20 protein-coding genes are annotated in these 26,678 nt (G+C 66.9%); 6 read left to right on the top strand and 14 right to left on the bottom strand.

Annotated features, from left to right (window positions below):
- Positions 1-619 precede the first annotated feature (619 nt).
- Genes AB4Y35_RS31975 through AB4Y35_RS31965 form a run of 3 tightly spaced genes read left to right on the top strand, consistent with a single transcriptional unit; the run spans position 620 to position 2,401 of the window.
- Positions 620-1,297, top strand: a complete 678-nt coding sequence (locus AB4Y35_RS31975; protein WP_368707544.1) for a CsgG/HfaB family protein — start codon at positions 620-622, stop codon at positions 1,295-1,297.
- A gap of 58 nt (positions 1,298-1,355) precedes the next feature.
- Positions 1,356-1,721, top strand: a complete 366-nt coding sequence (locus AB4Y35_RS31970) for a DUF4810 domain-containing protein (RefSeq protein ID WP_368693668.1) — start codon at positions 1,356-1,358, stop codon at positions 1,719-1,721.
- A gap of 14 nt (positions 1,722-1,735) precedes the next feature.
- The gene (locus AB4Y35_RS31965) at positions 1,736-2,401 is read left to right on the top strand and encodes a DUF799 domain-containing protein (protein WP_368707543.1); all 666 of its coding nucleotides are present in this window, start codon (positions 1,736-1,738) and stop codon (positions 2,399-2,401) included.
- Between the two features lie 92 nt (positions 2,402-2,493).
- Here the strand turns inward: AB4Y35_RS31965 and rpoD are convergent, their stop codons facing one another.
- From rpoD to AB4Y35_RS31945, 4 genes are all read right to left on the bottom strand, one after another.
- Positions 2,494-4,476, bottom strand: a complete 1,983-nt coding sequence (gene rpoD / locus AB4Y35_RS31960) for an RNA polymerase sigma factor RpoD (RefSeq protein WP_368707542.1) — start codon at positions 4,474-4,476, stop codon at positions 2,494-2,496.
- Between the two features lie 412 nt (positions 4,477-4,888).
- Complete coding sequence (locus tag AB4Y35_RS31955) at positions 4,889-5,479, bottom strand: class I SAM-dependent methyltransferase (protein ID WP_368707541.1); 591 nt, start codon at positions 5,477-5,479, stop codon at positions 4,889-4,891.
- Positions 5,480-5,625: 146 nt separating this feature from the next.
- A complete protein-coding gene (locus tag AB4Y35_RS31950) occupies positions 5,626-6,063 on the bottom strand; it encodes a GFA family protein (RefSeq protein ID WP_368707540.1) in 438 nt (145 codons plus the stop codon).
- Between the two features lie 259 nt (positions 6,064-6,322).
- Positions 6,323-6,664 (bottom strand): helix-turn-helix transcriptional regulator, encoded by a 342-nt coding sequence (locus tag AB4Y35_RS31945; protein WP_342923052.1) that lies wholly within the window; start codon positions 6,662-6,664, stop codon positions 6,323-6,325.
- Between the two features lie 79 nt (positions 6,665-6,743).
- Between AB4Y35_RS31945 and AB4Y35_RS31940 the strand changes: the two genes are divergently transcribed.
- Together AB4Y35_RS31940 and AB4Y35_RS31935 are read left to right on the top strand one after the other, a co-directional pair.
- Positions 6,744-7,640: a hypothetical protein gene (locus AB4Y35_RS31940; protein WP_368707539.1), complete on the top strand. Its 897-nt coding sequence runs from the start codon at positions 6,744-6,746 to the stop codon at positions 7,638-7,640.
- Entirely contained in the window at positions 7,588-7,836 is a 249-nt protein-coding gene (locus AB4Y35_RS31935) for a hypothetical protein (protein WP_368707538.1), read from the top strand. Before AB4Y35_RS31940 ends, AB4Y35_RS31935 begins: the two co-directional genes overlap by 53 nt.
- A gap of 110 nt (positions 7,837-7,946) precedes the next feature.
- On the opposite strand, the gene bcsR is transcribed toward AB4Y35_RS31935, so the two are convergent.
- From bcsR to bcsB, 9 genes are all read right to left on the bottom strand, one after another.
- Positions 7,947-8,156 carry a BcsR/BcsP family cellulose biosynthesis protein gene (gene bcsR / locus AB4Y35_RS31930; RefSeq protein WP_246089262.1) on the bottom strand — a complete coding sequence of 70 codons (210 nt, stop codon included), beginning with the start codon at positions 8,154-8,156 and terminating at the stop codon, positions 7,947-7,949.
- Complete coding sequence (bcsG, locus tag AB4Y35_RS31925) at positions 8,156-9,742, bottom strand: cellulose biosynthesis protein BcsG (RefSeq protein ID WP_368707537.1); 1,587 nt, start codon at positions 9,740-9,742, stop codon at positions 8,156-8,158. The genes bcsR and bcsG overlap by 1 nt, the downstream gene beginning before the upstream one ends.
- A 39-nt stretch (positions 9,743-9,781) precedes the next feature.
- Entirely contained in the window at positions 9,782-12,376 is a 2,595-nt protein-coding gene (bcsA, locus tag AB4Y35_RS31920; protein WP_368707536.1) for a UDP-forming cellulose synthase catalytic subunit, read from the bottom strand.
- A complete protein-coding gene (bcsQ, locus tag AB4Y35_RS31915; protein WP_368693677.1) occupies positions 12,373-13,206 on the bottom strand; it encodes a cellulose biosynthesis protein BcsQ in 834 nt (277 codons plus the stop codon). The genes bcsA and bcsQ overlap by 4 nt, the downstream gene beginning before the upstream one ends.
- A complete protein-coding gene (locus AB4Y35_RS31910; RefSeq protein WP_324155200.1) occupies positions 13,203-13,406 on the bottom strand; it encodes a hypothetical protein in 204 nt (67 codons plus the stop codon). Before AB4Y35_RS31910 ends, bcsQ begins: the two co-directional genes overlap by 4 nt.
- A 9-nt stretch (positions 13,407-13,415) precedes the next feature.
- Positions 13,416-15,269, bottom strand: coding sequence for a cellulose biosynthesis protein BcsE (gene bcsE, locus AB4Y35_RS31905; RefSeq protein WP_368707535.1), 1,854 nt, complete (start codon positions 15,267-15,269; stop codon positions 13,416-13,418).
- Between the two features lie 72 nt (positions 15,270-15,341).
- Positions 15,342-19,355 carry a cellulose synthase subunit BcsC-related outer membrane protein gene (locus AB4Y35_RS31900; RefSeq protein ID WP_368707534.1) on the bottom strand — a complete coding sequence of 1,338 codons (4,014 nt, stop codon included), beginning with the start codon at positions 19,353-19,355 and terminating at the stop codon, positions 15,342-15,344.
- Positions 19,356-19,456: 101 nt separating this feature from the next.
- Positions 19,457-20,641, bottom strand: a complete 1,185-nt coding sequence (bcsZ, locus tag AB4Y35_RS31895; RefSeq protein ID WP_368707561.1) for a cellulose synthase complex periplasmic endoglucanase BcsZ — start codon at positions 20,639-20,641, stop codon at positions 19,457-19,459.
- 131 nt (positions 20,642-20,772) lie between these two features.
- Positions 20,773-23,190: a cellulose biosynthesis cyclic di-GMP-binding regulatory protein BcsB gene (bcsB, locus tag AB4Y35_RS31890; protein ID WP_368707533.1), complete on the bottom strand. Its 2,418-nt coding sequence runs from the start codon at positions 23,188-23,190 to the stop codon at positions 20,773-20,775.
- A gap of 469 nt (positions 23,191-23,659) precedes the next feature.
- On the opposite strand from bcsB, the gene AB4Y35_RS31885 reads away from it, so the two are divergent.
- On the top strand, positions 23,660-24,328 hold the full coding sequence (locus AB4Y35_RS31885) for an O-methyltransferase (protein WP_368707532.1): 669 nt from the start codon (positions 23,660-23,662) through the stop codon (positions 24,326-24,328).
- Positions 24,329-24,438: 110 nt separating this feature from the next.
- Here AB4Y35_RS31885 and AB4Y35_RS31880 read toward each other — a convergent pair whose 3' ends face one another.
- Complete coding sequence (locus AB4Y35_RS31880) at positions 24,439-26,670, bottom strand: TonB-dependent receptor (RefSeq protein ID WP_368707531.1); 2,232 nt, start codon at positions 26,668-26,670, stop codon at positions 24,439-24,441.
- Positions 26,671-26,678 lie beyond the last annotated feature (8 nt).

The raw sequence follows: 26,678 nt of genomic DNA, 5'->3' as shown, positions 1-26,678 counted from the left end.
CTGGTCCCACCCCTTCCCATCCCGAACAGGACCGTGAAACAGCTCCACGCCGATGATAGTGCGGATTGCCCGTGTGAAAGTAGGTAATCGTCAGGCTCCTTATGCTGTAACGTCCAGAACCCCGGTGGCTCCGAAAGAGCACCGGGGTTCTGGCGTTTGGGCGCAAGAAAAAACAATCATTCCCAGCGACCTGATTTATTCGCGGCCAATACCAAAAATCTCCAAACCGCTTTAAATCGCATTTCATGCATGCGTCAATACGCCTCAGAAATCGCGCAAATAAAAATCTGATTCGCATTAAATTGCAATTTTCCTAAAGTTTCTCCCTAATCCGGCCGATAGACGCGTGTGTAGTCATTAACTACAAACTAAAGATCACACGCTACACCAATAAAAACCGGGGAGCTTCCGCGCATGCACTCGCGTGCGGGAAGCGAGAAACATGCACGACCGATGGAATGACTTGCGCGCGCAGCGAAGCTCTGCGCCCTCTATCTCCGCCGCAATGACGCTTGCGGGGATGCCCTGCGTGCTCCGCGTGCACGCCGCCGCCGTCTGGCACCGCATCTCGCCGATCTCCCTTGTCCAGCCGTTTTTGCCCTGACAACAAGGAGAATTCATGAAGTCGTCCAAAACGTGGGGTGCGCTTTTCGCCGCCGCCACCATCGCAGCCCTCGGCGGTTGCGCGACGGAGTCGTCGCGTTCGCTGCCAGTGCCGCCCGTCAGCAGCGCGCAGCGCCCTGCCGTCGGCAAGCCGGTGCAGATCGCAGTCGGCAAGTTCGACAATCGCTCGAGCTACATGCGCGGCATCTTCTCCGACGGCATCGACCGGCTCGGCGGGCAGGCCAAGACCATCCTGATCACGTCGATGCAGCAAAGCGGCCGCTTCAGCGTGCTCGATCGCGACAACCTCGACGAGATCCGCCAGGAAGCGGGCTTCACCAAGAAAGCCCAGGCGATCAAGGGCGCCAACTATGTCATCACCGGCGACGTCACTGAGTTCGGTCGCAAGGAAGTCGGCGATCACCAGCTATTCGGCATTCTCGGCAGCGGCAAGAACCAGATCGCCTACGCGAAGGTGAGCATCAACGTTGTCGATACCACGACTTCGGAAGTCGTCGCATCGGCGCAGGGCGCGGGTGAGTACAGCCTTTCGAACCGCGAGATCATTGGCTTTGGCGGCACCGCGAGCTACGACTCGACGCTCAATGGCAAGGTGCTCGAGCTCGCGATCCAGGAAGCGGTCAACCATCTGGCCGACCAGGTCGACGCGGGTGCGCTGCGCACCGCGCACTGACCTCCCACGTCGTCCGCGCTTCACGCTGAATCAGAACAACTACTCATACGGGGTTTTCATGAAATACATCGGCACGCTTCGGGGACTCTGCCTGCCCATCACGGCGGCAACGCTGCTGCTCGCAGGCTGCGCGAACACCACGCCGCCGCTCTACCAGTGGAGCGGCTATCAGCCCGGGGTCTACGACTACCTGAAGGGCGAGAAGGCGCCGCAGCAACAGATCGATGCGCTCGAGAAGTCGCTGCAGGAGATCCGCGCGAAGGGCAACATGCCGCCGCCCGGATTCCATGCGCAACTGGGCCTGCTCTACGCGAACGTCGGCAACGACACGCAAGCCATGCAGGAATTCGACGCCGAGAAGCACCTGTTCCCGGAGTCGTCGACCTATATGGACTTCCTCATGAAGAAACCGAAACAACAATAAGCGAGCGTACCGATATGTCCAGATTTTCCACTCTCAAGCTCTGGCTGGCTCTGTCCGCGCTCGCATTGCTGGCCGCCTGTGCACAGCCGGTCAAGCACGCGGATTACACGGCGTTCAAGAACGCGCGCCCGCGCTCGATCCTCGTGCTGCCGCCCGACAACGCGACGACGGATGTGAATGCGTCGAACAGCATGCTCTCCCAGATGACGATGCCGCTCGCCGAGGCGGGCTACTACGTGATTCCGGTCGCGGTCATGGAGGAGACGTTCAAGCAGAATGGGCTGACGACGGCAGGCGACATCCAGCAGACCCCGCCGGAGAAGCTGCGCGAGATCTTCGGCGCCGATGCGGTGGTGTACTCGAAGATCACGCAATTCGGGACGCAATACCGTGTGCTCGACAGCGCGACGGTGGTGACGGCGACGGCGAAACTCGTCGATCTGAAAACCGGCAAGGTGCTGTGGCAAGGCGCGGCGAGCGCCAGCAGCAACGAAGGCAACAACAGCAGTGGCGGCGGCCTGATTGGCATGCTGGTGGTGGCGGCAATCAAGCAGATCGCGAATTCGCTGACCGACAAGAGCCACGATATCGCCGGTGTCACGAGCTATCGCCTGTTGCACGCGGGGCCGCCGACGGGCCTGCTCTACGGTCCGCACTCGCCGAAATACGGCACGGACTGAGCGGCGCTCGCGTCGCATAAAGAAAAAGCCCGTCACCGGAAGGTGACGGGCTTTTTTCAATCCAGCTCCAGAGAGCGCAGCGATAAATCCGCTTAGCGCTCGAGGAACGGACGCAGCTTGTCTGCGCGGCTCGGGTGCATCAGCTTGCGCATCGCCTTGCTTTCGATCTGGCGGATACGCTCGCGCGTCACGTCGAACTGCTTGCCCACTTCTTCGAGCGTGTGGTCCGACGTCGTGTCGATGCCGTAGCGCATACGCAGCACCTTCGCTTCGCGCGGCGAGAGCGCCTTGAGCGCCTCGTCGATGGCAGCGCGCATGTTCGCGTGGATCGCGGCATCGGCCGGCGAGGCCGAACCTGCGTCCTCGATCATGTCGCCGAGCGTCGCGTCGCCGTCGTCGCCCACCGGGCTTTCGAGCGAGACCGGCTGTTTGGCGATCTTGAGGATGCCGCGCACCTTCTCTTCGGTCATGCCCATGCGCGCGGCGAGGTCCGCCGGATGCGCTTCCATACCCGTTTGCTGCAGGATCTCGCGCGAAATGCGGTTGAGCTTGTTGATCGTTTCGATCATGTGCACCGGCACGCGGATCGTGCGCGCCTGGTCGGCGAGCGCGCGCGTCACGGCCTGACGCACCCACCACGTCGCGTACGTCGAGAACTTCCAGCCGCGGCGATATTCGAACTTGTCCACCGCCTTCATCAGGCCGATGTTGCCTTCCTGGATCAGGTCGAGGAACTGCATGCCGCGGTTCACGTACTTCTTCGCGATCGAGATCACGAGACGCAGGTTGGCCTTGACCATCTCGCCCTTCGCCTGACGCATCTTCGATTCGGCGACGGTCATGCGGCGATTGATCGCCTTGATCTGCTGCAGCGACAGCGATGCGGCCGCTTCGATCTCGGCGAGCTTGCGCTGCTCTGCCTGGATAGCCGGCAGGCTGCGCTCGATCGCGGGACCGTACTTGCTCGACGCGGCTGCGGCGCGCACGCCCCAGTCCAGATCGGTCTCGTGGCCCGGGAACTGCTCGACGAAGGCTTCGCGCGGCATGCCGCAGCGATCGACGACGATGGAGAGCACATTGCGCTCGATCGCACGAATCTGCGCGACCTGCTCGTGCAGCAGCGAGCACAGGCGGTCGATGGTGCGGGCCGTGAAGCGGATCGGCGCGAGTTCCGTCTGGATGTCGGCGCAGATCTGCATTTCCGCAGCCGAGGCGCGCGCATTCGCGTCCGACGTGCAGGCCATCTGTTCGAACAGCGTGCGAACGCGCGCGAAGATCGCGAGGCTGTCTGCCTTCAGTTGCGCGAGCAGGGCTTCGTTGGCCTTGCTGTTGTCGGCGTCGCTGTCTTCGTCGTCGTCCGAGTCGTCCGACTCTTCTTCTTCCGATGCCTGGGCTTCGACTTCTTCGCTCGCGTCCGCGTCGGCCGCCGCGGCCGGTTCCTGCGCGGCTTCGTCGCTGCCGATGCCGTCGACGAGTTCGTCGATGCGCATCTCTTCAGCCGCGACGCGGTCGGCGTCGGCGAGGATGGTCGCGACGATCGACGGGCATGCCGCGATCGCCTGGATCATTTCCTGGAGGCCGTCTTCGATGCGCTTCGCCACTTCGATTTCGCCGGCGCGCGTGAGCAGCTCGCTCGAACCCATTTCGCGCATGTACATGCGCACGGGGTCGGTCGTGCGGCCGAATTCGGAGTCGACGGTCGAGAGCGCGACTTCGACTTCTTCGTCGGCTTCGTCGTCGGCCTGCTGGTCGGCGCGGGAATCTTCGTTCAGGAGCAGCGTGTCGGCGTCGGGCGCCTGTTCGTACACCTGCACGCCCATGTCGTTGAACGTGGCGACGATCGTTTCCAGCGCGGCCGTCTGCGCGAAGTTGTCGGGCAGATGGTCGTTGATGTCCGCGTGGGTCAGATAACCGCGTTCACGGCCGAGCTTGATGAGCGCCCGCATTTGATGCTGGCGTTTTTCGAGTTGCGAGCCTGCGTCCATGGGCGTCGTATCGCCGGTCTTGTCTTTGGACGAGCGGCGTGCGGGGCGGGCAGACGAGGTCAGCGCGTCGTCCCGGTCATGGCTTGTCAATACATTCTCCTCGAAGGGATAGCCCGACAAGGGCAAAAAGGGTCACGCGCCAGCGGCGTGGCGTCCTGGCGATGACGAAATTGCAGGGGAGTGGGCGGGGGCGCATGCCGGTCCCGCCAAGCGAGCGCCAAACGTCTGACGACGTGGCAGCCTGGATTTTCGTGCAATGCAGAAAGACCGCGTATGGTAGTGCGTTACGGCATGCGAGGCAACCCGAATCGTCGTGTTTGCGGCACATTGTCCGTCTTTAGGGTCGTACCGCTTGATAGCGCTCCACCTTACATATTTCCTACATGAGTCCCTTAGACCATTTTTCAAGCGAGAAGTTCACGTTTTTGTCACTCGCCTGGCCTATGGCACGCTGTTATTCCCCGCGAATTCCCCGTTGTCCGATCGTCATGCGCGGCAGCGCTCACGCGCGAATCGCGACAATTCGTTGAACGCGTTTGCCGGAGGACCGGTTGACCGCCTCCTCGTCGAGCGCGATGGTCGTGCCCTCGAGCGCGCCGGTGACGAGCGCCGGATCGAACGCACTATATAGACGTCCCGCCGGGTCGCGCGCGCTGTCGCCGTCGGTTACGCGCCAGCTCAGATAGAGCACGCCGCCGGGCTCGAGCAGTTCGACGAGACGGCGGCAGGCCGCGCCGATCTGTGCGACGGGCAAATGCATGATCACGGTCTCGCAGAGGACGTTGTCAAAGCTCGCGGCGGGCACATCCTTCAGTTCGGGCAACGCGGCAAGACCGAAGGCGTACTGCGGGTAGTCGGCGGCGGCCTGTGCGATCAGACCCTCCGACGCGTCGTAGCCCGTCGTCGGGTAACCATGGGCGTTCAGCCATGCCACGTCGCGGCCCGACCCGCAGCCGATGTCCACCGTCCTTCCCTCCCGCCGGAAATACTGCATGAGACGCGCATAGAGGTCGTCGGGTGCAGGCTGGTTCGCCCATTCGGCTGCGTAGTCTGCAGCGCCACTCGTGTACGTCTCGATCGTCATGGAGTCCATATGGGGATCGCCGTTCTTGTGACAAGAGGACAGGACGCTTCGAGACTAGCCGATCAACGCAAAGACAGGCAGTTGCGCGGCGATACCGGGATGGCCGCTGCCACGCTCGCCTATGGCGCCATGCGACGGAGCCGACGCACGCAGCGTCAGGGCGGGAATTCGTCGTACTGGGGCAGCGAATCGGCGATCTCGAACCACGGCGCTTTCGAGCGCACGAAGATATGGCCGGCGGGGCGGATGTCGGGCGGATCGGTCAGCGTGCCGAGCGTCACGTGCACATAGGCCCCTTCGCGCACGACTGAATAGAGCAGCGAGCCGCAGCGGCCGCAATGGATGTCGTGGGCGGCCTGCGGGTCGCCGTAGACCAGCGTCTGCCCTTCGCCCTCGGTGAGTCGCAGCGCCCCGCTTTCGATGCCCGCAAACGGCTTGAACGCGGAACCCGTGGCACGGCGGCACTGCGAGCAGTGGCAATTGAACGCGTAGCGGAATGCATTGGTTACCGCATAGCGCACGGCGCCACACAGGCACTGGCCGCGCAGCGTGGCGGGAGCATTCGTGTGGGCGGGGGTAGTGTCGGCGGACATGATGGACGCGGTGCTCTGGTGGCAAGTGTCGAACATTGCGATCGGGCGGCTGCGCTGTGCGCACTCACATCATACGTTTGAGTCACCCGCGGCGCAGGAAAACGCAAAGGTCACCACATATGGGGATTGGCCGGCCAGTCATGGCCTCCGCACGGTTCGTGGCGCCCCTGTAGCCCCGAAATGCAGGGCAAATTTCCCATGGATGGTTACCTTTGGCGCCCTCGCGTAAAACGCGCCGCCCAAGCCCACCCAGGCGAATCTACGCGCCCCGTTCCCTCAACTCCTTCAATCCCTTGATGACGACGAGCAGCGCGCGGCCGTGCTCTTCCGAGCCGTCCCACGCCTCGACGATCGCATTGCGCAGCAATTCGTTGTAGGCGGCCGCGTGCCGGCTCGACGGCCGCGCCTGCACACCATAGAAACTGCATAGCTTATTGAATGACGCGCTCCGGCGTACCCGCCGCCCGTTCGACGTGCGAAGACGCGAGACAGTAGGCTGGCTGACCCCGGAAAGCCGCGCAATTTCGCTGGCAGAGCGTGAATCGTCCGATAACCGCCGCAGCAGTTCCTGCACCGGAAAATGAGTATCTGGGGCTTCCATGTCATGCATTATACCTATACAGTAGCGGTTATTGAATTGCCCGCCAAAATCGGCGGGCGGCTGCATTCCGAGGAAGTCGATGGCACTACAACACCTACCGCCCACGTTTTGCTGGTCCCGAATCGGGCCAGAGGCCGGCGTCGATCTCCCCACGCTGGTCCTGCGCAAGGAGTGGGAGCGTCGGCAGGGCGGCGGGCGTTTCCTGTGGGGCATCGGCCAGTCGCTCGGCAACAGCGCTCAAATCGCCGCGCTGCGCACGGGCTCGCTGCTCGCCCTGTTCTCGCCGGCGGCGAGCCGCCCGCGCGCCACGCAAGACAAGCGCGCCAAGCGTGCCGGCGTGGTCGTCTGGAATGCGTGGGTCGATGCGAGCGGCCAGGTGCGCCAGCTCCCGCAGCACGTGTTCGTCACGAGCAGCGCCACGCTGCCTTCGGGCGCCGCGCGCGAGCATCACTACGCGCTCGTGTGCGTCTCGCCAACCGAACTGAGCGTCGGCAGTTCGCTGCGGGTCGTTCCGGAGCGGCTGCGCAGCGTGAGCACGGCGAAGCCGCCAAGCCGCTCGCAGGGCACGGTGGTGGTGGATTGCGTCGAGCGCGCCGCCCAGGCGGGCGGCAAGAGCCATCCGCTCGTGTTCACGGCGGAGCTGGAGGCGCCGTACTTCGTGCGGCTCACGCAGCCCACGCTCGTCAAGGCGCGCGACCTCGCGGCCATTCACGAGGCGTCGCGCATGGGCGACTTCGACACCTACGCAGATCTCACCAAACGCGTGCGCAGCGAGGCCTGCGCACAACAGGCGCGCGGCGTTACGCGCGATCTCTTCGACGTGCCGCCTGCCGAGCACACGGCGTCTTCACGGCTTGGCGGCGCAAGAACGCGCCATGTCTCCCGGGCGGGAGACTGGACGCAGCTCACGATGGAACTCTTCCATGGCGATTCACATCCGTTCACAAGAGGCCGAGGCCGCGCAACGCTTTTTTGAGGCGAGCCGCAACGTCGACCGGGCATTTCGCGCCCTGCGTGGCGAGGCCCACGACCACGTGGCCGCGCCGCCTGGCTATGGCGCCGCGCAATCGCGCCTCGACCACGCGCTGGACGAACTGGCGCGTGCCGAGGCGTTGTTCGATTCGGTGACTGAAGTACGAGCGCATCAGACCAGGGATCATCAGGATCACTGAGGAGCTGACGCGATGACCCGCGAAGCGGCGTGCACCGGCACGGGTCCCACGACGCTGGTCGCCGCCGAGTAAAAGCGGCGGCGGGTCGTGGCCCGCGAGTTCGCACTAACTCAGCCTTTTTCCCCTTCCACCGGCAACTCCAGCACGGCCGCCACCAGTGGCCAGCGCTTCGCGGCCGCCTGCCAGGCGTCCTCGGCTTGAACGTCGAGATAACGGTCGCGGTCCACGCCCTCGACGAGACGCGCGAGCGCATCGATATCGCTCGGCAGCGCGGGACCACTGCGCGAACGCCGGCCGGACCCCCACAAGCGCATCGCCATTACTTGCCCTCCACCCACACGCCGTCCGGCGTATGGATCACGTAGCCGGTGGGCGTCGTCATCGTCACCGTGCCTTCGTTTTCGCCGACCATGCGCGTTTGCGGCAGGTTGTTCGCATACTGCGCGAGCGGCGGCGCGCCGGTGGCGAACGGGCTGTGCGCCACGAGATTCGACAGCAGCTGCGCGAGCGCGAGATAGCTCGTGGGCGTGTCGATCGTCGTCACGCCGCCGGTGTGCTCGCTGCCGGCCGGCAGACCCACCACCTTCACGCCCACCGGCACGTGGACGATGTTCGGCGTGGGGATCTCGCGCATGCCGGCAATCTGGTTCTCTTCGCCCTGTAGCGCCGCGCCGTGTTCGGGTACGAAGACGATCACCGCCTTGCGCCCCGACTGCGCGACGAGGTCGATCAGCTTGTCGACGTCTCCGAGCAGCCGCTGCAGGCGAATCGGGTAGGACTGCAGGCTCGTGAGCTTGTCGTTCGGCGCGGGCAGCCGGTTGCCGTCGTGCATCGAGACCGTGTTGTAGTAGAGCGCGACTGGCCCGCCTCCAGCGGCAACGCGCTGCTTGTACCAGCGTGCGAGCACGTCGTAGTCGTCGGCCAGCGCGGAACCGTCGAACTCCTTCATGAACTCCGGGAAGCCTTCGTTTGCCGGGATCGTCACGCCCGGCACGCCGATTTCACTGATCACCGTGCTGCGGAAATTGTCGAAACGGCCGTTGTGGTTGAGCAGCGCGTTCGGCGTGTAGCCGGCCTGCGCGAGCTGCGCGAACAGGTGGCACTCGGCAGGCGCGGGGTCGTAGAGCGCCTTGTGCGGCTCCTGCCCGCAGGTGGCGCGCAGCACGCGGATCGCGGCGGGCCCGCTATAGCTGGCCCCCGAGCTGAAGTTCTGGAAGATGTAGTCGAAGCGCGAGAAGAGCGGGTTATTGCGCATCTTCACGACATCCATGTCGTTCCATGAGAGCGAGCAGATATGCACCACGATGATGTCGAACTGCGCGCTCGCATCGGTGGTGAGCGGCGTGAAACTCACGTGCCGGCCTTCTTCGTTGGAGCGGAACGCCGCGAGCTGCTGGTCGTAGCTGCCCGACTGCTCGTCGCGCTTCTTGCCCGTGCCGCTGTCCTCGTCGCCGGTGCTGGCGAGCGAAGCATTGGCGGTGGCGTTCGCCACGAACGTGCCCACGCCCTGCCAGACCGGCATGACGACGAGCGCGATCAGCACGAGCGTCGTCACGCGCACCCAGCGGTTGATGAGGAAGTAGAGCAGCACGGCGATCACCGCCGACACGACCATCGACAGCGATATCACGCGCCGCGTGAGCTCGAACATGTACGAGGGCGTGAAGGTGAGGAGCACGGGGATCTGCGAGATCGCCCGGCCGATGTCGGGCATGCTCGACTCGTGGTACGCAATGGCGATGCCCACGATCACGGCGACCCCATTGCGCGCGATACGCAGCCACCGGTTGTGCAGCGGCACGAGCAGCAGGATGACGAAGGCGAAGTTCATCCACCACTCGGGCTTAAGCGTGCCGATCGAGTAGAGGTACAGCTTGGCGAGGAAGTAGAGATTCCAGAGACCCATAGTGTTTCGCGTTCCAGGGGGTAGCGGCGGTTCCGGTTATCAGGGCTGGCGGACCTGGCCGGCCCGGCGTCGCGTGAAGAAGTTTTCCAGCGCGTCGAAGAACGCGTCGATGAGGCGCATGTAGCCTTGCCAGCTCAGCTCGATCAGCTGAACGAGGCCATGCAGCGGCGCGTCGGAGGGCGGCACGTCCTCCCATTCGAGCCAGGCATCGGCGCGGCCGAACGTGCATTCCACGAGCTTGCGCTCCATCTCCATCGTCATGCCGACGAAGCGAACGCCGAGGCGCCGGTCGGCCAGACGCGCGACCACGGCCGGGAAGTCGTGCTCCAGCACGCCGCGCGCGAGCGTCACGTTGATGCGCTCGCCGGGCTCGAGCTTCGCTACGGCGTCGGCGGGCAGCATGAGGCCGATGCCGCCCATCGAATAGTTCTCGGTCTTGCAGGCGAGCGTGCGGCCGTCGGGCAGCGTGAGCATGGCGGGCACGCGCAGCGGAATGCGGTGCGCCACGCGCACCTGCTTCGCTTCTTTGGCCACGCCGAGCGCGAGCCCGAGAATGGTGAGATTCACGCCGGCCCAGAAGAGGTTCATGAACACGGTGGCGGGCTCCTCGGATCGCCAGATCGTGAGGCGGCCGATGCCGGCGAGCACAGAGCACACATTGATCGCGAGCAGCACGAGATAGGGCTTCGAAATCGTCCAGTCGAGATACTCGTGCTCGATATGGCCGCCCTTCGAGGTCACGTTGAACTTGCCGAGCTTCGGATTGATGAGCGCCATGGTGGTGGGCAGCACGATGTACCACGCGAGCACGGACTCGTAGGCTTCGGCCCAGAACGAGTGCCGGTAGCGTCCCTGGATGCGCGAGTTAGCAATCGCAGCAATCACCAGATACGGCACCACGTAGGCGAGGATCACGGGCGCGGGCGTGTTGATCACGTGTAGTCCGAAATACAGGTACGCGCCGGGCATCACGAGGAAGATGAGCCGCGGGAAGCCGTAAAAGAAGTGCAGCATGGCGTTGCTGTAGCACATGCGCTGGAAGAACGAGAGCCCCTTGCCGATCCACGGATTGTCGACGCGGAAGATCTGCGTCATGCCGCGGGCCCAGCGGATGCGCTGGCCGATGTGGTCGGCGAGGCTGTCGGTGGCGAGGCCCGCCGCCTGCACGGTGCGCAGATAGGCCGACGTATAGCCGTGGCGATGCAGCCGCAGCGAGGTGTGGGCGTCCTCGGTCACGGTCTCGGTCGCGATGCCGCCAATGTGTTCGAGCGCCGAGCGCTTGATGACCGCGCACGAGCCGCAGAAGAACGTCGCGTCCCAGAAGTCGTTGCCGTCCTGGATCAGCCCGTAAAAGAGGCTGCCTTCGTTTGGCACGCGGTGGAACGTGTCGAAGTTGCGCTCGAACGGATCGGGCGAGAAGAAGTGGTGCGGCGTCTGCACCATCGCGCATTTCTTATCGGCGAGAAAGACGCCCACGGTCGTTTGCAGGAAGGAGCGCGTGGGAATGTGGTCGCAGTCGAAAATCGCGATGTACTCGCCCTGCGTGAGCGGCATCGCATGATTGATGTTGCCTGCCTTCGCATGCGTGTGTTCGTCGCGGCGCAGGTAGCCCACACCCGCCTCGCGCGCGAAGTCGCGGAATTCGTCGCGGTCGCCGTCGTCGAGAATGTAGACGCGCAGCTTGTCGCGCGGCCAGTCGATCGAGGTTGCCGCGAACACGGTTGGCCGCACCACCGAAAGCGGCTCGTTGTAGGTCGGAATGTAGAGGTCGACGGTCGGCCAGTCGGCGGGGTCGTCGGGCAGCGGCTGCGGCTTGCGGCGCAGCGGCCAGGCGGTCTGCACGTAGCCGAAGATCAGCACGATCCACGTGTAGAGCTCGGCCGCATAGAGGATGTAGCCGACGATGGCCTCGGCGGGGCTCGAAAGATGCAGTGTTTGCGTGCTGCGCCACCAGACGTAGCGGCCCGTCATGAGGATCGAGAGCATCACCATGAGCATGGTGGCGAGGCGCCCCGGCAGGCGGCGCGCGATCATCACCACGACGTACACGAGCAGGAACAGCAGCACCTGGCCGGCGAACGGCAGCGGCGTCGTGCACACGGCGACCGCCGCGATGAACGCGAGCCACAGGAGGCCCTGGCGCAGATAGGGCACGCTGTCGAGCGCCGCCGAAAGTTTTTCGAGCTGCTGCTCGATGCCTTCCCACGGCACGTCGGGCAGGCGGGCGCCGACTGCCGCGCTCGCGCGCGCGGCGCGGCGATAGATCGGTTCGAGCCGCCTGTCGAGCCACGCGCGCAGCGCGAAGCGATGGTGACCTTGCGGCGCCTTGTGAAGCTTGCGCAGATCGGCGGCGAGACGCTGACGCGCGCGCCGCGGGCGCAGGAAGATGCGCAGGAGCCACGCGCCGGCGCTGCGGTCGCGGCCCATGTTCAGCCGCTGGCCGATGTCCTTGCCGAGCCGCGCGAAGGCGAGCGCGGGCATGTCGCGCTGGCCTGCGCGCGGCGGCCGGAAGAAGGCGCGCAGCAGCCACTGGCCACCCGGCGCGTCGGGCGCGAGATTGAGCTCGGGCGCGCTCAGGTGGCGCAGTGAGACCCAGAACGCCGTCCACAGGCCGACGATGCGCTCGCGGATCATGGCGTGCTCCCGCGCGCAACGTGTTGCGCGAGCAGTTCGTCGGGTGCGTCGAGGCTCGCACCCGTGCTCCAGTGCGAGAGCCACGAGGCGATGCCGTGAAGGTCGTGCGCGGCCTGCGAGCTGGGCGCGCTCAGGCAGAAGTTCTCGCCTGCGGCGAGCGCGGCGGGCACGCCGGTGTCCGCATGCACGAGATACGGCAGCATGGCGGCCCCGAGGCGCGCGCGCAGCAGTGAAACGACGTCCATGTGCAACTGGCGCGCCGGCACCACGGCATTGGCGACGAACACGCTGCGCTTCTGTGCGCGCACGAGCGCGGCGATCAGGCGCGGCAGCGTCGCGCACGCGGTGGCGCAGGGCGTGAGGACGCCGAGCACGAGGTCGGCGGCATCGATCGCCTGGCGCGCGTGCGCCGAGGGCCACGTGCCCGCATCGACGAGCGCGATCGCATGCGCCGGCAGGTCCACGCGGGCGAGCAGTTCGCGCAGCCAGCCGGGGCGCGCGTCGAGCAGCGCGCTGGCGTCGTCGTCGCGCGGGTCATCGGATGCATGGCCGCCCGCGAGGCTGCCCCACGGCAGCACGAGCACGCCGTCGTCGCTTTGCAGCGCGGCGCGCGACCAGGCGTCGCCGGCGCCGGGGCCGCCTGCCAGATGCGTGACGAGCCCCTCGCGCGCGCTCTCGCGCAGCCCGAAATGCAGCGCCAGCACGTTGCGCGGGTCGCATTCCGCGGCGAGCGCAACGTGTTCGCGCGCCGCCAGCAGACCGGCGAGCGCGGCGGTGAGGGTGGTGCGGCCCGCACCGCCCACGCTGGAGACGATGGCGATGGTCTTCATCGGCGCGACCCCGTCTGGCCGAAGCGGCGCTGGCCGCGAATCAGCAGGGCGTCGACCTGCGGCGGGAGCTGGAGCGGGCGCGAGCGCGCGGGGCGCAGCCACATGGGCACGAAGCGCGCAAGACGCAGACGCCAGCCGATCCAGTAGAGCGGCACGCCGAGTATCAGGCCCCAGACGAAGTAACCGAGGAAGATGTTCATGTCGCTCTCCTATGCTTTGAGCGGCAGCGGCGCGCGCTGCGGCGCGGCGCGCGGCTTCGCGTTGTCGGTACGCGCGGCGGCGTCGAGCGCGGGCAACAGGTCGCCGTTTATGGGAGCGATGTTGACGGGCACTGCGGGTTCCGGCACTGCGGTTTCCGTCGTGGCTGCCGTCGCTGCGCCCGATGCGATCGCGGAAGCCGCCGCCGGCGGCACGGTCTGGCCGTTGGCCTGCACCGAGACGGCCGCGGCCGCGGCGGGCTGCCCTTCGTTGATCGCGAGCCAGCCCGAATAGTCGGGCGGCGGCGTGGTGTCGATTTCGTCGCCAAGCGTGGTCAGCGCCTCCGTGATCGCGCGTCCGTCGCCGTAGCGCTCCTCGCCCTGGAACAGTTCGGCGAGCGGCCGCTGGAACACGCGCTGGCACACGGCGTCGGCGTCGCTCAGGCGGCAGGCGAAGAAGAACACGTAGAGGCTGTCGCCGCTCGCCGTCACGATGTCGCCCGCGCGGCGCAGATGGCACGCCTTGAGCGCATCCACGTGCGCGACTTCCGGCATCAGCGCGAGGCGAATCAGCACGCTCGGCAGCTGGATCACGCGGCTGCGCTCCACCGCCGCGCTCACGAGTTCGACGAAGTGCGCCGCGCCTACGTAGCCGCTCTCCTCGCCGTGCACCACGGCGGCGAGCGCCGCACGGTAATCGGCGGGCATGGGCCGCGAATACACCTGGCCCTGCAGACTGTCGACGATGGCCTCGACCTGCGCGAGCGGCGTCTGCCGCGCGATCACACGGTTCGCGCCGAGGTTGAGCATGAGCGACTCGTAGCGCATGGCCACGGCGTCCTCGCGCACGATGATCTTGAGCGCTTCGCCGCACTGCAGGCGCAGCGTGTGCACCTGCTCCGCGAGCATTTCGAGGTCGCGGTTCACGCTGAAATCGAGGATCACCGTGGCCGCGACCGAGGTGCGCGCGGCGGCCACCGCGGCCTCGTTGTTATCGACGATCTGCCAGGCGGGCGGCAGGACGCGCTCGTGCAACAGCGCGTCGCGCGAAACGATCACGCGGCCTTCGTCGGGCGCGAGCAGGCCCGCCTCGCCGATCTCGGTTTCGAAGGTGCCGCCCGAAACTGTGAGCCGGTGATCGGTCGCGGAAAAGCGCAGCGGCACGCTCTGGCTGCCGTGCACGGCATCGCCCGCGCGCCAGAACGCGACTTCCCAGTGATACTGACCCTGCACCTGGTGCAATTGCGCGGCGCCCGCAAAGCGCGCCTGGAAGGCGGCCAGCTCGGGATGCTCCTGATCGTCGCCGAGGCCGGGCGGCGCCGCCACCATCAGCACGCCGTAACGATGCTGCGCGCACCAGCCCGCGAGTTGCGCGCCTTGGGCTGCAAGCGCGGCGGGGTCCTGCCAGTTGAAGAACGCCTCCGCGCCTTCGATGAAGAACTGGCTTTCGGGCGCGGCGCACTGCTCGGCGAGCGCGTTGAGCGCTTCGATCAGCACCTGCGCGCCGTCGCGCTCCGGCAGCGGGCGCAGCGCGCATACGTTTGCCCACGCATGCGTCGAACCGCTCCTGTCGAGATCGACGCCATGGTCGCGCAGCGCGGCCGCGAGGCTCGCGCCGTCGCGCGTGGAAAGGACGGTGGCGGGGCCCGTGAGCGCGGCGGCGGCGGTTTGCCAGAACAGCGCGTCGCGCGCCGGCGAGGCGCTCGCGTAGACCACGTGCACCTGGCCCGCGCCGAGCGAAGCGAGCGAGGCCGGCAGGCCGTCGATCGCGAGCGGCTCGCGGCGCGCGAGCCGCGAGAACAGCGAGCGGCGCGTATCGCGGCCGGCGCCGGCGGGCGCAGCGGAGAGGGTGGCGGGATCGTTCATCGTATTGCTCGTCTCGCGGATTTCATCGTCGCGGGTTTCATCGTCTTCATGCGCGCTCGCTTCGTGGCCATGTCAGTAGGCCGAATAAGGGACGACCGGCCGCGGCGGGAACGGCACCGGCCCCTTCTGCGGCGAGAAGAAGTAGCGCAGGTAAAGCACCCCTACGTTCGGCGCGTAGTCGCGCGAGCGGTCGAGCCGGAAGCGGCCGCCCACCACGAAGTGCTCCGTCACGCGATATTCGGCCGCCGCTTCGACCGTATAGCTGAAGCCACCGCCCGAGCCGCCGCCAAAGAACGGCGAACCGAGGTCGTTGGCGCTCATGAACGCGAGCGCCTGGGCCTGCAGGCCTGGGCGCGTCGGGTAGAACGGCGACTCGTTCTCGTTCGTGAACGACATGCCCACCGATCCGTCGATCTCCCAGGAAAGCTTCTTGTAGCGGCCGGTCCAGTCGAGCGGAATGCTGACCGAAAAATAGCTTTGCGGACTGTAGTAGCCGCCGTTACCGAACGTGTAGTTGTGTTCGTTCTTCGAGTACTTCCAGTAATTGAGCGTGAGGCCGCTCGACACGATCTGGTCGGGCCGCCTGAACACCGACCAGTCGTAACCGCTGCGGACCTTGAACTCCTGGTTGGTCTCGACGTTGGTGCCGGTCAAGAGGCCGAAGCCGATGCTCGTGAAGATCGTGCCGGGCCCGAAGTCCTGCGCGCCGCGCACGGTGAAGCCGTTGCGCACCACACCGCCCCACTTCTCGCCCGTGACCGGATCGATGCCGCCCGCGTAGGAAACCAGGCTGGCGGTCACAGGGCGGCGCGAGACGTCGAGCGAAAGCGACGAACCGCTCGGGAAGTCGTGGCGGTACTGAATGCCGCCCAGCACGCTCGTGATCGGGAAGCCCACCGGCGTGCTGCCGATGTCGGCGCGCCAGCTGTTGTTCGCACCGCTGAACTCGTAGCCCGCCGCGAGCGCGACGCCGGTCGCGGTCTCGTTGATGGATCCGAGACCGGCGTTGCCGAGCGCGGCGATCTTGCCGTACTTGTACGCAATGTCGAGGTCGTTGCCGGGCAGCGTGCCCGCGTTCAGATAGACCGTATCGGCGTGGAAGAAATAGTGGCCCGTATAGCCATCAGGAATGCGAACGTATAGCGGGACTTCGGTGGCGTGCAGCTCGGAAATGCCGGGGTCGCCCGAGAGGTTCGACTGATACCAGCCGGTCGCGACCTGCCCCTGCTTGCGGTCTTCCAGGCTTTGCAGCGCACGGCCCGCCGACGTCGTGCCGTCGGCGTCGGGCTGCGTGCCTTCGGCCACTTCCTGCGTGCGCGAGGTGCGATAGAGGCTCGCGGCTTCGTTGTAGTTGCCGCGCGCCTGCGCAACGCGCCCCGCCTGGATCGTAATGTCCGGGTTGTCCGGATACTGCTCGCGCAACGGATCGACCACGGCGGAAGCCTCGTCTTTCAGCCCGAGCGCGGTGAAGCGCCGCGCCACCGCAAGGCGCGTGTCGATGTCGTTCTCCGCGGTGTCGGCCAGCACTGCGCGCACCATGTCGGCGGCCTCCCGGTCTCGGCCCATGCGCTCCAGCATACGCGCAACGGCGAGGCGTGCATCGGCGTCGTCGGGTTGCGTCACGAGCACCTTCTGCGCGGAGGCCATTGCGCCCTTGTAGTCGCCCTTCGCTTCGCGCAGATCGACGTCTTCGAGCAGCCAGCGCTTGGTCGTCTTGAGGCGGTCGGGCACGGCGTCGAGCGTATGGCGGGCGCCCGTCAGGTCGCCCGCCTCGATCTGGCGGTCGGTTTCGCGCGCGACGAGGCGCAGCTCCTGGTCGTCGAGGCTGGCCTTCTGTTCGTCGGTGAGGCCGGGCTGATCGCGCGTCGCGTCGATCCAGTTCGCCCACGCGTCGTCGCGGTTGGCCGCCGCCAGCAGCTCGCCGTAGCGCACGCGCGCGCCGTTCGCCGCCGGGTCGTCGGGGTGCGCCGCGAGCCAGTCCTGCACGAGCTTCAGGCCCCGGTCCGGCTCGCCGATCGCGATCCACTCGCGCCCGACCGTGGCGAGCATCTGCGGGTCGTTGGCGGCGTTCGCGTCGGCGGCGGCGGAATCGAGCAGCGCGCGCGCCTCGTCTTCCTTGCCCTGCGCGATGAGCTGGCGGGCCTGCGCGATCTTCTTCTGCGCGGCGAGATTGCCCATCAGCTCGCGCATGCCTTCGCTGCGCTGTGCTTCGGGCACGGCGTCGAGTTGCGCGGCGGCCGCATCGACGTCATCCACGGAATTCAGATAGAGCGCCGTGGCGTAGCGCATGTCGGGCGCCTGCGAGACCTTCAAGCCGTCTTCCATGACCTGGCGGCCCAGTGCGGGCAGGCCCAGATCACGGTACTGGCGCGCGAGCCTGAAGCGCGTCCAGGCGTCGTCGGGCGTGAGGCGCACGGCCTCTTCGAGCTTCGCGATGGCCGGGCTCTTGCGGTTGTCGGCGAGCAACTGGTCGGCCTGGATCGACAGCAGTTCGGCGTGCAACTGCTTCTGCTCCGCACTCGAGCCGCTCACGCGCGGCGTCGTGGCCGCGATGAGCGGCTCGATCTCGCTTTCGCGACCCGTCTCGCGCAGCACCGTCACGAGGCCGCGCAGCGCGTCCATGTCGGGCTTCGGCGCGTTCACGAGCGGACGCAGCACGGCTTCGGCTTCGGGCCACTTCTTCTGCGCGATGAGCGCGTTGCCGAGGATATCGCTGGCGGTCGTGTTGCCCGGATCGAGCTTGAGCGCCTCGCGCGCGAGCGTTTCGGCTTCTTCCGGTTTGCCTTGCGAATTCGCCTCGCGCGCCTTCGCAATGGTGCCCCAGATGGTGGCCGTCTTTTCGAGGCTGCGCCACTTGCCGGCGTTGTCGGGGTCGAGCTTGAGGGCGCGCGCGAACAGCTCGCGTGCCTCGTCGTGGCGGCCTTCGCGCAGCCGCACGAGACCGAGCGCGCCGATCGTTTCGCCGTCGTTGGGGTTCGCGCGCTGCGCATTTTGCAACGAGGTTTCGGCGTCCTTGAGATCGCCGCGATCGAGTTGCGCAAGGCCGCGCGCGCGATCGGCGGCGCCGGGGCCGGGACGGGGGCGTGCACGCGCCTGGGTGGACGCTTTTGCGTTGCCCGCGGCCGCGCCCGGCGGCGCGCTGATGACGGCCGATGGGTTCTGCGCGAGGGCTTGCGCCTGCGCTTGGCCCTTCGCGCCGAGCTTCTTGCCGAGTTCGGCGACGGTCTGCTTCGCGTCGGCGTCGTCGGGCACTTCCTGCAGGTAGCGCAGATACCACACGTAATAGGCGGGATCGTCGTGCCCGGCGCTCGCGAGTGCGCGGCGCCACAGCTCGAGCGCGAACGCACGGTTGCTGTCCTGGCGCTGGTACACGTGATAGATCAGGTTGAGGCCTTCCATGCGCGTGTCGGCGCGGTCGGTGAGCAGGTCGCCGAGGATCAGCGCGAGGCGGGGATCGTTCGGATTCTGCTTCACGCGCGTGCGCAATTCGCTGATCGCCTGCGCGCGGCCCGCGGTCGTGCCGGCCAGGATGCGGTAGTAGTCGCCCGCGAGATCGCCCGCGGGCGCGCCGTTCGGAAAGAGCTTGAGCAAGCGCGCCGAAGCTTCCTCGCTCTTGCCGGCGGCCGAGAGCAAGCGGATCTGCGCCATCTCCATCTTGCCGCTCGTGGCGACGCGGTAGGCGTCGTCGAGCTCTTTCGTTGCGCTCGCATTGGGCGCGATTTTCTTGAGCTGCGCGAGGATTTTCGCGGCTTCGGCCGGGCGATTCGAACGCAGCTCGATTTCGCCGAGCAACGCGAGCGCCTCGGGCTGCTGCGGGTCGAACAGCAGCGCTTTTTGCACGAGCCCGCGCGCGATATCCGGACGATTCTTGCCTTCCCACATGCGCGCGGCCGAGAGCAGCTGCGCGGCCTGCGCGGCGGGCGTGGCGGCATTGGCCGCCGGCTGCGGGCCTGCCTGTGCCGAGGCCAGATACGGCGAGGCCGCGAACAGCAGCGCGACGATCGGCGCGAGTTTCGGTGCGAGTTTCGGTACCAGTTTTGGCACGAAAGGCGGTGCGATGTTCGGCAACAAGCGTTGCTGCGGCATGCGTGAAACCGCCTCGCCTCGCGATGCGTGCGCAGCCGCGCGCCGCGCCTCACGGCGCGCGCTGCGCACACGGGCGGCGCGGCGGGCAGACACGAGGGCGTTCAGCGCGGCGTGGGGCATGCGCTCGTCCATGCGGGGGCGACGCGGCCTTGCGCGTCGAAATGGTAGAGCCCGTCGAGGTAGCCAAGCCCGAACAACATCAGCACGCTGCTGTAGTAGCCAGGCGGCGACTTCTGCGCGAGCGTGCGGCTGCGCTCGACCTGGGCGTTCGCGAGATCGCTGCGGCCGAGCGCAGCCAGATACGGCGCGACCGCGGCGGAAAAGCCGCCGTTGCCCTCGTTCGGCCCCGGTGTGCCCGTGGTCGTGTCGACGCGCTCGGGCGGAAAACCATGCGCGCCGACGAAGTCCGCGAGCGGCTTGAAGGTGGCGAGCGTGCTGGCGCGCAGTGGGTCGTCGCCCGTGAGCATGCCGGCCCACAGGTACACGCGGATCGCGTTGTAGGCGCTTTCGGCGTGCGTTTGCGCGTCGGGGGCGAAGCCGCCTTTCGCGTGATATTCGACCCAGTCGGGCGAGTAGCCCTTGGGCGCGGTCTCGTTGACGAGTCTCGCCGACGAGGCGAGCAGCGCCTTCCATTCGCCCGCCTCGGGCAGCGCGAGCATGAAGCGCCGCATGACCTGGAGCGGCACGTAGCTCGGGTTCAGGCGCCAGCCGTCCTTGCCGATCGTAAAGCCCACGGGTCCCGGCAGCACCGTGCGGCCGAGACCCGGCAGCACGGCGGTTTCCTCGCGCACGATGTTGCGGGCCATCACCGTGCCGAGCGCGGTGTAGCGGCGCTCGTTCCAGAGGCGTCCGGCTTCGAGCAGCGTGTAGGCGATCCAGAGGTCGGCGTCGCTGGCGGGGTTGCTGTCGATCACACCCCACTGCGGCGCTGCGCCCGCGGCTGTGGACGCCGCAACCGGCTTGCCGTCCTCGCCGATGTCGCGCCGCCCCCAGATCCATGCAGGCAGATGCGTGGCGAGGTCGCCCTGGGCGAGATTGTTCTCGGTCCACGTGAGGACCTTGTCGAAGCTCGCGCGGTCGTTCGCGACCAGCGCGAAAAAGAGCGCGTAGGACTGGCCTTCGGAAACGGTCACCTGGCGCGGCGTGCTCGCGTCGATCACGCGGCCATCGGCGCTCAGCAGCGTGCTGCGAAACGCGTTCCACGCGGGCCAGGCGCAGGCCGCGGGGCTGGCGGATTTTGCGGCGCTGGCGGCCGGCGCGGCCGCGTGCGCTGTCGCCGCCGGCATCAGCAGCGCCAGTGTTGCGAGCGGTGCGAGCGGCGCACAGGCGAGCGCGCCCGCCGCGAGCCAGCGCATGAGCCGGGGCGCAAGCCGTGGCGCCAGTGCGGGCGCGAGCGTAGCCAAACCCGGGCGCATCGTCAGGTCCCGGAGCGGCGGGAGGCCATGCGGCCGAGCGCCCAGAACACGGTGAGCGCAACGATCAGGCCGGCCAGAATGCCCGCGAGCGCCATCAGCGCCGGGTAGCGCGAGATAAACACCCAGGCGCGCGCATACCACGGCAGATCGCCGACGAAATAGCGGTTGCCCACGCGCAGGCCCTCCACCTGGCCTTCGCGGACGAGCGTGAGATCGCCGTGCATCTGCGAGATCTTGCCGCCGTCCTGGAGCGCGTCGAGCACGTCGCCGAGCTGCGCCGACGAGGTAGCGGCGAGCGCCACCACGCTCCTGCCCGACCTGAGCGGCGACTCGAAGCCGATCAGCGCCGCCATCGGTCCGCCGAGCGTGACGATCGAGCGGCCCGACGGCGTCGGGTCCTCGTCCTCGGTGCCGCCAAGCCAGCCGGGCCAGCCGCTGCGCTGGTCGCGCGTGGTCACCTCGGTCTTGCCGCGCTCGATGAGAAGCGGCAGGTCATTGCCCCACTTCTCGAGCAGTTGCGCGCCCGAGCCCGAACCGATCACGAGCAGGTTGCTGTCGCGCACGCTGTCCACCTGGCTGGCGGGCACGATCGTCAGGCGCAGCGAGGGCAGGCCGGTCCACTGGCCCATGTGGCCGAGCAGCGTGAGCACGGCTTCCTGATCCTTCGTGTCGGGCTGGTCCGGAATCACGAGGGCCGTGTCCGAGAGGTCGGCCATGCGCGTGAACGGATAGCCGCTGTTCGCGAAGTAGGCGAGGTTGGGCAGCGCCGTGTAGTGCGCGAAGCCGCTGAAGTCGATGACCGAGTCGGGATCGACGGCCGCGCGCGCGACATCGTTGGCAGTGGAGGTGCACAGCCCCGTCTTCTGCGAATCGATATGAAACTGGAACTGGAACTGGTTGTCGCTGCCCACGCGGAATGCGGGGATCTCGAGGTTAGTGGCGGCGCGCGTGTCCGAGCCCGAAAGCAGCGGCACGTTGATGCGCGCTTCGTCGGAGGCGCGCGTGACGGGCCGCAGCCGTTGCGAGCGCACGAGCTGATCGTTGATGCTCACGTTGAGCACCGAGTCGTTCCACGCGGAAGGCGCCGTGTAGCGATAGCGGATGTCGAGCGGCACGTTGCCCCGCGCCCACGCATAGAGGTCGGCGGGCACGCGCAGATTCACGCGGATCGCGGGCGGGTTGTAGCCCGACACCTGCAGCTGCTGCGGGTCCGTCACCAGCTCGCGGAACAGCACGGGGCGGTCGGTGGGCACCCAGTTCGGCGCGTCGTAGGGCTTGCGCGCCGGACCGAGATCGATCGATTTCACCATTACGCTGTTGCCGGTCATGCCGGCCTGGCCGAGCGCGACCGCGTAGGCGGCGTTCAGCAGTTCCTCCGGCGTGCGCCCCGCGAGCACGAGCAGCTTGCGGCCCGACTGCGGATCGGCGGCCGGGTTCGCCATGACCGAGACCGTGGGGCCCTTGATCTCCGGCAGGTTCAGCCCCTCGGGCACCTGGCCCGGCAGCACGAGCGCGATGGCGTTGGCGTCGGGCGGCACGGTGCGCGAGACCGGGAAGCGCGAGCCGCGATAGCTCGCGAGCGCGCCAAGCCACGACGAGACGACGCCCGCCGCGTGCAGCACGGGCACGCCCGCGTTGGCGGCGAGCACGAACGGCACGCGCACGAGGCGGTTGTCGTGGCGGTCGAAGAACGGCACAGGCAGAAGCCCGAGGTTGTCGGGCAGCACGATGCCCGCCGTGTTGAGCGTGAGCGACGTGTCGGGACTGATGTCGGCCCAGAGGCTCGAATGATAGGGATCCTCGCAATGATCGAGCGTGTAGTGCGCGATCATCTGCACGTTGATGCGGTTGTAGTCGGTGAAAAGGCGCGGGTCGAGATCGATCTCGCTCGTGACGAGCTGCCCGGCCGTCTCCTTCACGAGCGGAATCGTCGCGACGACTTCACCGTTCACAAACACCCTGAGATGCGAAAGCGACCAGATCAGCGAGGGCGAGTAGGTGTAGACGAGCTTGAGCTTCGCGCTGGTCACGACTTCGTCGGTGCGCACGTCGACGTTCATGCCGCCGGTGGGATCGAGGCCGCGCAGCGGGATCGGCCCGTACGCACCCATCTGTCGCAGCGTGAACGTGCGCGTGCGCGGCTGCCCGAGCGGCGTCGACGCGGCAGGCTCGGGAATGACGGCGCCCGGGGCCGTCTGGATGACAACGGGCCCCGTGACGGCGGTGGAAGCGGCGGCCGGAGCAGAGGCCGCAACTGGCGCCGCGGCGGCAGCGGAGGCGGGAACGTCGCTTGCTCCCGGCGCGGCCGCCCTGGTCGTCTGCGTAGCCGCGACAGCCGATTGGTCCACCGCGAAAAGGCTCGCCCCCAGCAGCAATCCGGCGACGAGCGCGCCCAGCCCAACTTGAACGGAGAGTCGCATCGCAACAGCCCTTTGTTTTCTTCGCAGTGGCTGTCTTTATCTCGCAAAGACAGCGGCCATGGATATTGGCGGCGTGGTGCCGCCAGGCGTTATCTCGAAACGGCGTCAATGTGTGGTGGAGTTTAGCGGAGAGCCGTGGATCGCGCCCTATGAATGCACGTGTTTATGCCCGTTGCGTAAAGCGCGCAGATGACGGGCTGGCGCGGCCTCGCGACCGGTTTGACAATTGGGCGCACGGGTTCGGCCGGCGGGTCGGAGCGCCTGACAGTTCCTGCGCGCGCAACGAAAGGCGGCGGCGTTGCGAGCGCGCAACGCGGGCGTCGGAGATCATGCGCCGAGAGCCAGCCTTCCGGTTCATGTAATTACTAAGGATATCGAATCGAAGAGGCGCGCAACGACCACGCGCTTGTGTAGTGTCGCGAGCGGGTGAGGTAATCTTGGCGGCTCGATCCAGAAACGGAGCAGGGTGATGAACGAGCAAACGTGGCAGGCAGTGGACGACTGGTTCTGCGACCGGCTGATCGGTCCCGACGATGCGCTCGACGGCGCGCTCGCGGCGAGCGCCAAGGCGGGCCTCCGTGCGATCAACGTGGCGCCGAATCAGGGCAAGTTTCTGCATCTGCTCGCGCGCATTCAGGGCGCGCGGCGCATACTCGAAATCGGCACGCTGGGCGGCTATAGCGCGATCTGGCTCGGTCGCGCGCTGCCCGACGACGGCGCGATGGTGTCGCTCGAATTCAGCCCGGAAAACGCGGCCGTTGCGCGCGCGAACATCGCGCGGGCCGGGCTCGATGCGAAGGTGACGGTCATGACGGGCCTCGCGCTCGAATCGCTCGATGCGCTCATCGCGCAAGGCGTGCCGCCGTTCGACTTCGTATTTATCGACGCGGACAAGAGCAACAACCCGAACTACCTCGAACGCGTGCTGAAGCTTTCGCGTCCGGGTACGGTGATCGTGGCCGATAACGTGGTGCGCGAAGGGCGCGTGGCCGACCCCGCGCATCACGAGGAAGACGTGGTCGGCTTGCGTCGCTACTTCGACATGCTTGGAAACGACAAACGGCTCGCGACCACGGCTGTGCAGACGGTGGGCAGCAAAGGCTGGGACGGGTTTGCGATCACGGTGGTGGGTGGGTAGCAAACGCCGAGCGCCGATACACACAGGCATAGTCCAAAGGCAAAAAGGGCCTGGCAGATGAACTGCCAGGCCCTTCGTCCGTCTAGCTATGATGCGTTGACGGTTGCCGGTCAGAAGTCCGTCGTCATCGAGAACAGCACGGTACGCGGCGCGCCCATCGTCAGATAACCACCGTTGGTCGACGACCAGTACGCCTTGTTCGTGAGGTTATACACGTTGGCGCGGAACGTAGTCGGACGGCCGAACACATTCGTCGCATAGCGCGCGCCGATGTCCACGGTGTCCCATGCCTTGATCGACATGGTGTTGGCCGCGTCGAAATACTGCGGACCCGTATGCGTCCAGCGTGCCGAAAGCGTGAGGCCCTGCACCCCGGGCACGTCGTATTCGGCGCCCAGGTTGAGCAGGAAGCTCGGCACGCCCACCGGCGTCTTGCCGTCGGTCGAACCGCCTTCGGTGTCGAGCTGCACGGCGTTGATCCAGGTTGCGCCCGCGATCAGACGCACGCCCTTGTACACCTCGCCGAACACCGACGCTTCCACGCCGCGATGGCGCTCGTTGCCGTTCGCCACATAGGCGCCAGCGCTGTTGGTATACGTCTGGGGTTTTTCGAGCTGGAACAGCGCGAGCTGCGCGCCGTACTTGCCGTTGTCGTACTTCGCGCCCACTTCATACTGCTTCGTGCGCTCCGGCGCGAGCTGGTCGCCGTAGTTCGTCGTGCCCTGAGGCGCAATGCCGCCCGCCGAAAGCGACTCGCTGCGGTTCGCGTAGATCGACACGTTCTCCCACGGCTTGACGACGAGGCCGAACAGCGGCGTGGTGATCGAGTCGTTGTAGTTCGAGGTCTGCAGCAGCGTCGACGACGAGTAGCCGTTCGACAGGATCTCCTGGTGACGCACGCCCACCGTAAACAGCACGCGGTCATGGAAGAAGCCGAGCGTGTCCGAGGCCGAGACGCTGCGCATCAGGTTCAGCGCCGTGATCGGCGGGTTGCCGTCCATGCCGGCTTGATAGGCCGTCGCCGGATACGGTACCTGCACGCCGCTGTAGAGGCTGGTCGGGAACGAATTGGAAAGCGTCCAGCCCGACTGCGTTTCCACGCGCACGATCGAGGCGCCCGCGGTTACGAAGTGGCTCACCGGACCGGTGTTGAAGTGGCCGCGCACGCCTGTTTCCGCCGAGGTCGCGCCTTCCTTGCGCACGACGCCGAGGCGCGAGCCGGTCGTGGTCGTGGGATCGGTGTAGTAGGGCGAGAAGTATTCGCCGTGCTCGTTCGTGTGGCGCACGCCGCCCGTCACATACGCCGTCCAGCCGGGCAGGAAGTCGTATTCGGCGCGCAGGATGCCGACGGTATCTTCCGCGTCGCTATACGACCAGGTCTGCGCGTAGTTGTGCGTCGCCGAGGGCACGCCCGGAATCTCGTCGCCCAACACGTAGACGACGGGGCGGCCGTCCGAAACGTGCTGACGCTGATACATGAAGTCGCCTTCGAGACGCAGCTTGTCGCCGCGCCAGTCGAGCGCCACGGCCGTCTGGTTGGCGCGGCGCATTTCGCTGTTGATGCTCGTTTCACCGTCGCGGTTGTACTGATTCACGCGAATGCCGAACTGGTCGTTGTCGCCGAAGCGGCGGCCCACGTCGATATGCGTGCCGAACTCGCCCGAGGCGCTGCCTTCGAGCGTCACGCGCGTGAGCGGCTTGTCGTCGGCGCGCTTCAGTTGCAGGTTCACGCTGCCGCCGATCGAGGTGCCGTTGGGCGCCGCGCCGTTCAGGAATGCGCTCGCGCCCTTGAAGATGTCCACGCGCTCGAGCGCGGCCGTCTCGACGAGCTGGCGCGGCGTGATGCCGTACAGGCCGTTGAGCGAGATGTCGTCGCTGTCGAGCGTGAAGCCGCGAATGACGTACACCTCCTGGAAGTTGCCGTAACCGTAGGCGGTGCGCACGGCCGGATCGTTCGAGAGCACGTCGGCAATGGTGCGCGCCTGCTGGTCCTCGATCAGCTTCGCGGTGTAGGTCGTCATGCTGAACGGCACGTCGATGTTCTTCTGCGAACCGAGCACGCCGAAGTCGCCGCCGCGCGCCACGTGGCCGCCGCCAAAGGTCGGCTGCAGGTCGCCGGGCAGCGTTTCCTGGGACGCCTGCACTTTCACGGTGGGCAGCGTGGCGTTGCTCGCGCTACCGGTTGCGGCGGCGCCGCTCGCGGCGGTGGGCGCCTCGGCGGTTTGCGCGAACGCCGCGGCGGGCAGGCTGAACGCGACGGCGATGGCGGCGAGGATCGTAACGCGGGAAGCGGGGAGATGCGAAGGCAAATTGAAAGGCGTGTGCTGACGGGATGCGAACATAAAAAGGG

The organism is Paraburkholderia sp. EG286A, from assembly GCF_040965375.1.
Lineage (GTDB): Bacteria > Pseudomonadota > Gammaproteobacteria > Burkholderiales > Burkholderiaceae > Paraburkholderia.
Note: the sequence above shows the minus strand (reverse complement) of the source record. Positions and strands in the feature narration are given on the sequence as shown.